This is a genomic window from Janthinobacterium sp. SUN026, from assembly GCF_030397625.1.
GTDB lineage: Bacteria > Pseudomonadota > Gammaproteobacteria > Burkholderiales > Burkholderiaceae_D > Janthinobacterium > Janthinobacterium kumbetense.
In genome coordinates this window covers 1-8,890 of sequence record NZ_JAPQNU010000012.1, presented here as the reverse complement: position 1 = coordinate 8,890, position 8,890 = coordinate 1, and the positions used below count along the sequence as shown (strand labels likewise).

Here is an 8,890-nt window from a genome sequence, read left to right as displayed (position 1 = left end):
ACGTTCCCACATCAAGGCCTTCTGCGTCTCGGTGTAATAAATACGTGGTTTCTGTTTCATCTTCAACACTCCTGTAACCTAGACATTTAGGTTAGAGTGTTGCGACCACCGATTGAATCCGCATGCGATAGCAGTCCTACGGTGAGCCGCTATCGCATTAATATGGGCTTTAGTCATTGAAAGGAAGACTTTAACGGAAAGATCCGAAGCAACTGTGGGCGGTATAACACCGCCAAAGACGGCTGCCCTCCACCTCAATCCTTAAAACCCTCAATTTGGACAAATCTCATATCTGCACAAAGGCCATCAATGTCAGGAAAGATCATCTTGGCTGAAATCCCGTAAGTTAGAAGCTGCCACTTGATCATTTTGACCTTTTCCCGAGGAATAGTCAGCTTCTCGATTCCTGGAATATCTAGTTCAGACTCGATATTTGGTTGTATTGTGAACACTCCCTGTTGTGCACGAAGCCTCGTCGTAACATGTTTGGGCATATATACCCTTGTCTCAATGAGACTGAGCGGATCAAGGTCACGCGATTCCTTGCTATGAATCCATTTCCCATCATCCAAAATATACACTGCAGCGTCACATGCTTTGACCGCATTCACTGCAAAAAAAAGCGCGACCAATGGCGAAAGGCTCCAGTCAAGCATGCGTGTGGGAAGCCCATGGTGTTGCGCGAGAGCCAGAAGTTCCCAAGTCGATTCACACTTCACATTGGTGAATTGGCAATACTCTGCCTCAAAGATCTTGAGAGTGTTTTTCTCTCTCTCATATATGTTGACGCCGCGGCTCTTGCACTTATCCGCGTGACGACCGAGCGCAGGAATCAATTTATAATTTGCGTCGCTTTGTCCACGATACAAAATCCCTGTACTGTTTCGCTTGTCAATATGGGTCAAAAAGTCTTGAACAGACTCGATAAGTACACTCATTGTTCCTCGCGTAATCGGACTAACCTGCACGCTCAAGTGCGTACAGTGTGAAATAAAAAGTTATCTTTTGGACTGCATTGCAAATGTGCAAGCAGACACACGTCTTCTGCGGATGTGCCAGAAGAATAACAAATTACTCACCGGAAATAATCACACATTGTCACAGCTATAGTGATGTGACCGTTGGTCGAATAAATTTATGAGCATTGATCGATATAAGGGATCAACCAGATCAAAGCAATTTAGTGTCTTTAATCCAATTTTGTGGAGCGCTTTGGCTCTGTGGAGCGACGAAAACAGGTTTTCCGCCGTTTTTGACTGGAGCGGGTGAAGGGAATCGAACCCTCGTCGTAAGCTTGGGAAGCTTCTGCTCTACCATTGAGCTACACCCGCGAAGCCTGCATTTTACGCGGCTTTCACCGCTGTTGGCAACGTTGCAGCATGGTTGCTGTGATCGAAAATGCGATGGCCGATTTCACCGAGGTGTGATGGCTAGCCATTGCGGGCTAGGTTCAATCAGCATCACAGATGTCAGATGTCATCTTTTACATTACACGAATTCCATTTGCAAATGAAAATGACATAACAATTTGCCCCAATTCTAACCACGCCGGGCGCTCTTCATTCTTCAAGAATTTTTGCAATTGAGCGGGGGACTGAGAATCTGTAAATTCAACGGTTTTCGCGAGAACATCTTTAAACAATGCCGGCGATATTACACCCTCACAATCTTTCTGACATTCACATTTATCAACAATACCGATCGGCTTAAAAAAATCTTGGACATTTTTCTTATTTACCCAAGTGCGACAAGTTCCCTCTTTAATGTCGACATGTCGATAAATAACTGGAAATCTTTTCCTCAATCCCATTAACACCCTGTATTTCACTTCTATTTCGTCTCGATCAGGTGAATTTGGAAGCATTGATATCGCACCTGCAAGCAAAGAATCAGGAAGCAAATTCTCTATTTCCCGAGGTTCGATTTCGAAAAAACTACTTATACCATTCATTTCATTAATTACTTTATGACACTTCTCGACGGCCGGATTAGGAGCAACATTAGGTAAATATTTATCACTATCAATAATACACAAAACAGGACAAAGTGCACTTTCAATACGATTTTTCAGAACTTCCCAAGCATTTCCACACCCACCGCTCATTTCGCAATTTAGCCTTTGCATGTTCCGTGAAATTCCAAATCCTGATGCTACATCAGTCGCCGCCACCTTCAATATTTTAGTATCAACTAAATGTTCGCCAATCAAAGTAGATGGCTGCGAGAACCATTTAGAAGCATATTGCAAATCACAGATCCAAATATGCTGTAAACCTTGAATATTCGTTGTCACACCCGCAACATCAGATCGCCGCACAATTGCATGAAATTTTGATGATCGAATAATTGCGGTTAGTTCACTTGATTGATCAGAGATCAATCTTAACGTCTGTAAACTTCGCTTTGTCAATCGAGTCGCAAGTTTTTCAATCAAAATTGATGCGACACGCTTTGCAGCACCAACATAGTGATACAACTTGAAGTGACATAACAGTAGATCATCCAAAGAATCTACTTCATCTTCCGACAATTCGTGTGCAGCCTCGGCAATATTTAAATCTAACAAAATTAGCATAAAGTCTGACTATATAGCAAGAAATCCCAATGGCCAGTCGATAAGTTGACCATCGTTATCATAACCGGTTGACGTGATAACGGTTTCCGCACCGTCATTCTGACTAAACAATAGTGCTTGGATATCTTCGCTTTTAAACTCTCCAGCTAAGATAAGATCACCAAATTCGTTAATTATCGATTGACTATGCGTCTCAATAATGAATGAAATACCTTTTTTCAAAATAACTGTTTTTGCAATTAATCGAGCGAGTTTGCGCTGCATTGCTGGATGAAGATGTAATTCTGGTTGCTCCCAAACTAGAATTGCGTAATCATTTGCTACTCGCCCAACAACACGCGCATGAGGTGATGATGAGAGCCATGCTTGAACCGCCAATGGAAGAACTTGAGAAAATCCAAATCCCATATCGGCAATATTATCGGACCGACCTGTAGATAAATCATGAAGATTTATCATGACGTGTCCCTCCTCACCGTCGAGAACTATTTCAACATCGATAGTTTCCTTCAACCATAAGTTAAGTTTCACTAATTGAGACGCTGGTAGAGATTCGAGAAAAAAAGCTAAGTTTGCACCTTCCGAATCAATGTTATCAACCGCTAGCTCCTGTTTACGATAGTATCGTTGCGCGATTGCACGAAGCGGGCGTAAATAATTCACTGCCGAAAAATGTTGCCTTAATGAAAAATCGATATCGCGTACTAGGTTTTCGCTAGCCGCAAGAGTAGCGAATCCGTGAAACATGCGCAATATATGTGAATGTTCGCGAGCTAAAGATAAAAAATCTTTCCAAGTCTTATACTCGAAAGGCAAAGAATCACAGTATGATAACAATTCTTCCGGTGTACCAATTGCATTGAGTCGCAATGATATATCACGTATTTTCTCAGAAGATAATCGTTGATGGAGTTGCTTCCTTAAGAACATTTGCAAACGTAAATATTGCGGCGAGTATGACGGAACCACTGCATCTGACATTGTAGTAAAATACTCTGTCAATGGGAGAAGAAATCCAATCGAATTTTGTTGAATATGAGCGGAAAATGGTTTAGCGATGATTCCATTACAAACCGCTTCAGTCAATAACCCGTTAGAGTCAAAAGCATACTTGATTTCGAATCCCTCACCATTTATTCGGAATCCGGTACATCTAGTTCGCGCAGGATCGTTTATTTCTCTAGTTAATGTAATTTTGAATTCGAATTGCCCTTCTCTCAAATGACGAACTTTAGTTCCAGGCCGAGCAATTCGAGTGCTAGGTAAAATATCGCGCGTTTCCACCTCCATCAAAAAATCGAAACCTATCTCGTTAGAAGTGGAGTGGCGGGAAAGAACATTTTTGAAGGTTCCGAAATCAACTAAGTCACCATTCCACAAAATAGGTGTGCGCTTTTGAAGCTTGGCACCCTGCGCAAAAATCGGCCACAAACGTGCAAAGGAACTTTTCCCTATACTATTCTTACCGATTAGAAGATTAACAGGTCGAAGGGCGATATGGGATGTATCGAGAAATCCTCTGAAATTTTTTGCTCGAAAACTAGATATTTTCATTTTTATTTGCTAATTTTGTGCCAACGATAAATCAATTATTGTAAAGTGAAATTATTATACTTTCCAAGCATGATCAATATTTTTTATATTACATAGATAGAATTATTTCCATTAAAAAATCCGTGCAAACCAATCTATAGAATCCAAAATATAAACTAGTTCCGGGTAACCGTATAGCATATCGATTTAAACTGAAGCTAACTACTTAATCGATGCGGACCTACAGAATCAGCATGATTTTTAACGTTACATTTGGATAGAATTTCTGAAATGGCGTAAAGTATCATCTGCAACCACACTATAAGGGAAATCCATGACTACGTATCAAGAATACACCGCGAAGATCGCAGAACTGCAACAACTTGCGGAAGCCGCACGTAAGAACGAGCTCGCAGGTGCGAAAGCACAAATTGCTGCCATCATGAAGGAATATGGTCTGAGCATCGACGACCTTCGGGAGACCAAAACGAAGGCGGTCAAGGCTCCAAGTACAGTCGCAGTGAAGTATCGCGATGATGCTACTGGCGAGACTTGGACAGGCCGTGGCCGTCCGCCAAGGTGGCTGGAAGGTAAGGATAAGGATCAGTACTTGATTAAGTAAGATAAAGGCTGCTCTGCAGCCTACACGCTCTATACAAAACCCATGCTCTCTATAAGTTCTCGCTGAGCACAACATTCTGCATGAAAATTGTCATATGCCACTCTACGAACTTTCTTCAGATTTGATAGCTGAAATCCCTACCGTGACCTATGCTTCCCTCGGCCTTCGTGAGCGCGAAGACGTCCAGAGGGTGTTACGGGAGCATATCGATGTTATATCGCCGGATACGCTTATTCTCGCAGAAGAGTTTGGGGAGTGGATAGACTCCCGTAGGCGAATTGACCTGCTCGGCTTGAATCGTGATGGCAGCCTTGTTGTCATTGAACTAAAACGGACCGAGGATGGTGGACACATGGAGCTTCAGGCCTTGCGATACGCGGCAATGGTTTCCACTCTCACATTTGAACAAGCTGTAGATGCACATCAAAAGTTCAGAGAGTCGCGTGGACTACTTCCCGCTTCTGCTGAGATCATCATTCGCGAATTCCTTGATATTGCTGACGGACCAGTAGCATTTAGCAACAAGGTACGCATCATCTTAGCATCTGCCAATTTTTCCAAAGAGATCACGTCAACTGTTTTGTGGTTGAATGCTCAGGGACTTGATGTAGTGTGTGTCAAGATGCGCCCGCATTCGTTCCAGGGCCGAGTCTTACTGGACATTGAGCAGGTAATTCCATTGCCTGAGACAGCTGCTTTTCAAATTGCAATTCGCGAAAAGTTAGTTGCCCAAGAAGCCTTGGCCACCAGTGGCCGCGACCTTACCCGATATCGATTGCAAACGTCTCAGGGTGAAACTTTTGCCAATTTACCAAAAAGACGGCTCATATACAAAATAGTTGCCGAAGCAATCAAGCTTGGAGTCAAGCCGATAGAAATTCTAGATGCTGTTCCTTGGCGACAAACAAACATGTTCATTTCAGCACCTGGGAGATTATCTGGAGTTGCGCTCATGGCCACTGCTTCAGGGAGATCAGCAGCACGCTACTTCTGCGATGATGCCGAATTGTTCCATGTCGATGATCATACGTACTCGATGAGCAAACAGTGGGGACTTCGTACTGAAGACGCCGTAAAGAAAATCCTAGATATCCTCCCTGCGAATCACGGGCTACAGTATGAATCCGAGGTGTAAGTTTTTATCACCTAGCATATAACCTCATACATGTTAGAAAACGATTTTAAGACGCTTAGAATCGTTTTCACTTCGGCTCGACGCATCGATGCATCGTTATCTCGCTCCACACCGTAGAAACGTTTCTAGTCGCATCTACCGCGTGGCCTGAGATCGTGAGATAGATCGTTTACGCGGTCACGGTGACTTATTTTCTTGTTCTGCAAGAATGCATCGGATGATGTTGGTGACCAGACTCACGTTGGATGGGGATAGTTTCGCGAGCATATCGGCGGTACGCTGAAGCTCATCGTCATCATGCGGTACGAGGCCTGACGATTCCGGCTGGTGGGCCATATTGCCGAGCGTGGCAGCGTCTAGCTTCGCAGGTTGATGCGATGGCACACTCTTGCTAGTGATGGGCTTTCTGTTAGTCATGCTGGGCTTTCGGTCATTGATGGTGCTGACACCGTCAATGCGAGCGCCGAAAACCTCAACGCAGCCTGTTGCTAATTAATCTGTAGGCAAAACAGATCAAATACGAGCCATGTCCTAGCTGGTGAAAACACTGCGGCCAATGCTTTACACCACCATAATATCCACTTCTTTTACCACCGTTGCTCTTTACAGTTCGTCTCGTGTGCTTAAAGCAAACAATCTCCTACGCCACTACACAACCGTGCTCTCTTGACCAAAAGCGGACTATACAGACCGCAAAAATTTTCATCTACAACCTTATTGCCCGTTTTATGGTGCAGGTCTGATTGATTAGAATATTATTTTCTTCAATGCTAGAACTGTTGTGGCCTGGCAGTTCGCAGCAGAGCCAAAACATCTGCTCCGACAGCGAGTACCGTGCTAGCCACTGATTGTTCGATTTGACCACCATGGACGGCATCATTCATCGGGGGAAGTATATCCTTGAGGGCCGAGATTGCTTGTGGAGCAAGTAATTTTTCCTTGAAGAGCAAGTCAAGTAGGCGGACGAGACTCATGCGCTTCGGATCGGCGTCGAGTTTGTATTCAAACGCAAGACGACGAAGCTCCCGCTCCAAATCGATTCTGAGCTTTGCCAATGCAAGCGTTGGATCAAGAGCCATTAGACTCTCGCTCGTAGGTTCCCAAGGAGCGCTGCCCTGCTGAATGTCTTCCCGAGCCTCAACGAAGTCGGCATCTACAACTTCCCGAAGTGCCTCTTTAGTTCGGGCCTCATTGAAATTGATCTGAACTATCGGCCCACCAGAATGCTGCTCAATTAATCGCTGGAGTATCGAGATGGCAGCCATGACGACCACTCCAACTAAAAGCATGACTACGTTAAGTAGCTCATGGGCAAGTTGTACTCGTGATGCAGCAACGAGCAGCAGTACGACCGCAGCTACGGCAGCGAACAACAGGAACGAGAGGAGCGTTGAGCGTTTGTGCATCATGGTTTGTTTTTCCCAATAACGTGACCGGTGACGCGATCAATGAAACTTGGCGCAATGGCGTAAAGACCTGCGCCGATACACACGAAACCCGGTAGTCCAAATTCAAGTATTACCAGTCCTACACCTCCTGCGAAAGCGGTAAACGATAGTCCGACTTTGGCGTAAAATCCCCCCTTTTCTAGGGAGCGAACATGGTTTCGGTTTACCTGTCCCTCTTCCTGCTTGATTAGCTGATCGCGGAAGTAAAGCAACTCATGCATTTCAGATATCTTTGCGTTGACAATGCGATCATCTAAGCGGTCAATGACACTTTTAAAGTGTGTATCATTTGTGGAACCTGATGTGGTTACTGATGTAGGATGTGGCACTTTCTCCGGATTGACAAGTGAAGGCAAACTCTCGCGCTGGGGGAAAAGTTGCACCTGTGCCTGTAAAACCTTGAGTTGTTCTTGCAAATCATCTAACGTTGGCGCTGACATTGTATGCCTTTAGTATTGGCGGGACATGTTACGGATCATGCATCTCAACTTATCAATATAACACAGTGCTTACGTTATAGACCGTGGACTTATAGCTTAACCATATCATTTTGGAGTATTAGATCTATGATATGCATTCAGACTCACGCTTTGCGGCGATTCTAATGGCAGTGTTTGGCCATTAGCAAAACTATTCGACAACATCGCTGGCAGGATGGTTTGCGTCAAAAATAGTTGACTTTCGTTTAATCTGGTGGTCTTTCGTCCGCGTATATTGTTCGTACACCACGCCGTATACTCCACATACTCAATACCTGCTACGAACCGTTTTCCTGGCTATTAAGAACACAGCGCACGATGCTCTCCACCATGCGGATGTTCTTCGGTGATAGTTTCGCAAGAAGCTCGACCACCGGCACGATGGCCGCTTGATTCTTGCCGACCACCACAACCCCCACTTCACTTTCCGCAGGTTTGCTGCTGGCCTTCGCAGCTCGGCGCTTGCCTGTTCCAAAACGCAGCCACTCAGCTGAAACCTCTAGCCATTCAGCCAGACTCATCAACTTTGCCTGCGTGGGTATCGCATCGGCCAGCAGCCACTTGCGCACCGTTTGCGCAGCAATCTTGTTTTCGGGGTAGAGCTCACTAAATTGCCTGGCAATCTCTGTAGGGCTAGAGGTAGGTAAGCCAGCACGGGTGAACTCTTTTTTCAGCCGTTCGCTGAACTCTAAGCGAAGGTTTTCGTTGGTGTTTTGCATGTGGTAGCACGCTACCGACTAGTACAGTAACTATGTAGAAATATTGACGTTATGCAATAACGTATAGTTACTATAAAATGTTCTCATCGGCATCGCTGCCGTCCAATTCCAGCAATTCAATGCCGATCTTCACGGCGGAAGTGAGACCACATGAATCAGAATAATCAGGGAATGACAGTGCTGCCGGAACATGTCCGGGCGAACTTAGCCAAGTACAGTGAGCATGAGCAATTGACGTGCTTGGAATGCGGCTATGTGTAGTGGTCAACCCATCCCGGACACTACGTTAAGTTTTTCTTCGGCGACGGCCGGTGCCAGTCCCTGGTTGAACTGATGTGGTCGTATCCAGTTATACCGGTGCATCAGGTAGTGGCTGATG

The 8,890-nt window shown here is 44.9% G+C and carries 8 protein-coding genes and 1 tRNA gene; 2 read left to right on the top strand and 7 right to left on the bottom strand.

Annotation, left to right across the window (positions count from 1 at the left end):
* Positions 1-254 precede the first annotated feature (254 nt).
* The 4 genes from OX459_RS27965 to OX459_RS27950 all read right to left on the bottom strand — a co-directional run bounded on the left by OX459_RS27965 (position 255) and on the right by OX459_RS27950 (position 4,129).
* Positions 255-938 (bottom strand): FRG domain-containing protein, encoded by a 684-nt coding sequence (locus tag OX459_RS27965; RefSeq protein ID WP_289907515.1) that lies wholly within the window; start codon positions 936-938, stop codon positions 255-257.
* A 319-nt stretch (positions 939-1,257) separates the two neighbouring features.
* Positions 1,258-1,331: transfer RNA gene (locus tag OX459_RS27960), tRNA-Gly, on the bottom strand.
* 152 nt (positions 1,332-1,483) lie between these two features.
* A complete protein-coding gene (locus OX459_RS27955; protein WP_289907511.1) occupies positions 1,484-2,575 on the bottom strand; it encodes a hypothetical protein in 1,092 nt (363 codons plus the stop codon).
* Between the two features lie 9 nt (positions 2,576-2,584).
* Positions 2,585-4,129, bottom strand: a complete 1,545-nt coding sequence (locus OX459_RS27950; protein ID WP_289907509.1) for an AAA family ATPase — start codon at positions 4,127-4,129, stop codon at positions 2,585-2,587.
* A 313-nt stretch (positions 4,130-4,442) separates the two neighbouring features.
* Between OX459_RS27950 and OX459_RS27945 the strand changes: the two genes are divergently transcribed.
* Positions 4,443-4,730, top strand: a complete 288-nt coding sequence (locus OX459_RS27945) for an H-NS histone family protein (RefSeq protein WP_289907507.1) — start codon at positions 4,443-4,445, stop codon at positions 4,728-4,730.
* A 94-nt stretch (positions 4,731-4,824) separates the two neighbouring features.
* Positions 4,825-5,865: an oxidoreductase gene (locus OX459_RS27940; RefSeq protein WP_289907505.1), complete on the top strand. Its 1,041-nt coding sequence runs from the start codon at positions 4,825-4,827 to the stop codon at positions 5,863-5,865.
* A 770-nt stretch (positions 5,866-6,635) separates the two neighbouring features.
* Here OX459_RS27940 and OX459_RS27935 read toward each other — a convergent pair.
* The 3 genes from OX459_RS27935 to OX459_RS27925 all read right to left on the bottom strand — a co-directional run bounded on the left by OX459_RS27935 (position 6,636) and on the right by OX459_RS27925 (position 8,511).
* Entirely contained in the window at positions 6,636-7,274 is a 639-nt protein-coding gene (locus tag OX459_RS27935) for a hypothetical protein (protein ID WP_289907504.1), read from the bottom strand.
* Positions 7,271-7,753 (bottom strand): hypothetical protein, encoded by a 483-nt coding sequence (locus tag OX459_RS27930; RefSeq protein ID WP_289907502.1) that lies wholly within the window; start codon positions 7,751-7,753, stop codon positions 7,271-7,273. The genes OX459_RS27935 and OX459_RS27930 overlap by 4 nt, the downstream gene beginning before the upstream one ends.
* Positions 7,754-8,070: 317 nt before the next feature.
* Positions 8,071-8,511: a hypothetical protein gene (locus OX459_RS27925; RefSeq protein WP_289907501.1), complete on the bottom strand. Its 441-nt coding sequence runs from the start codon at positions 8,509-8,511 to the stop codon at positions 8,071-8,073.
* Between the last annotated feature and the right edge of the window lie 379 nt (positions 8,512-8,890).

What these genes read in the sequence shown, in the direction of transcription:
- OX459_RS27965 (WP_289907515.1), bottom strand. Translation starts at nt 938, where the DNA reads ATGAGTGTACTTATCGAGTCTGTTCAAGACTTTTTGACCCATATTGAC.
- OX459_RS27955 (WP_289907511.1), bottom strand. Translation starts at nt 2,575, where the DNA reads ATGCTAATTTTGTTAGATTTAAATATTGCCGAGGCTGCACACGAATTG.
- OX459_RS27950 (WP_289907509.1), bottom strand. Translation starts at nt 4,129, where the DNA reads ATGAAAATATCTAGTTTTCGAGCAAAAAATTTCAGAGGATTTCTCGAT.
- OX459_RS27945 (WP_289907507.1), top strand. Translation starts at nt 4,443, where the DNA reads ATGACTACGTATCAAGAATACACCGCGAAGATCGCAGAACTGCAACAA.
- OX459_RS27940 (WP_289907505.1), top strand. Translation starts at nt 4,825, where the DNA reads ATGCCACTCTACGAACTTTCTTCAGATTTGATAGCTGAAATCCCTACC.
- OX459_RS27935 (WP_289907504.1), bottom strand. Translation starts at nt 7,274, where the DNA reads ATGATGCACAAACGCTCAACGCTCCTCTCGTTCCTGTTGTTCGCTGCC.
- OX459_RS27930 (WP_289907502.1), bottom strand. Translation starts at nt 7,753, where the DNA reads ATGTCAGCGCCAACGTTAGATGATTTGCAAGAACAACTCAAGGTTTTA.
- OX459_RS27925 (WP_289907501.1), bottom strand. Translation starts at nt 8,511, where the DNA reads ATGCAAAACACCAACGAAAACCTTCGCTTAGAGTTCAGCGAACGGCTG.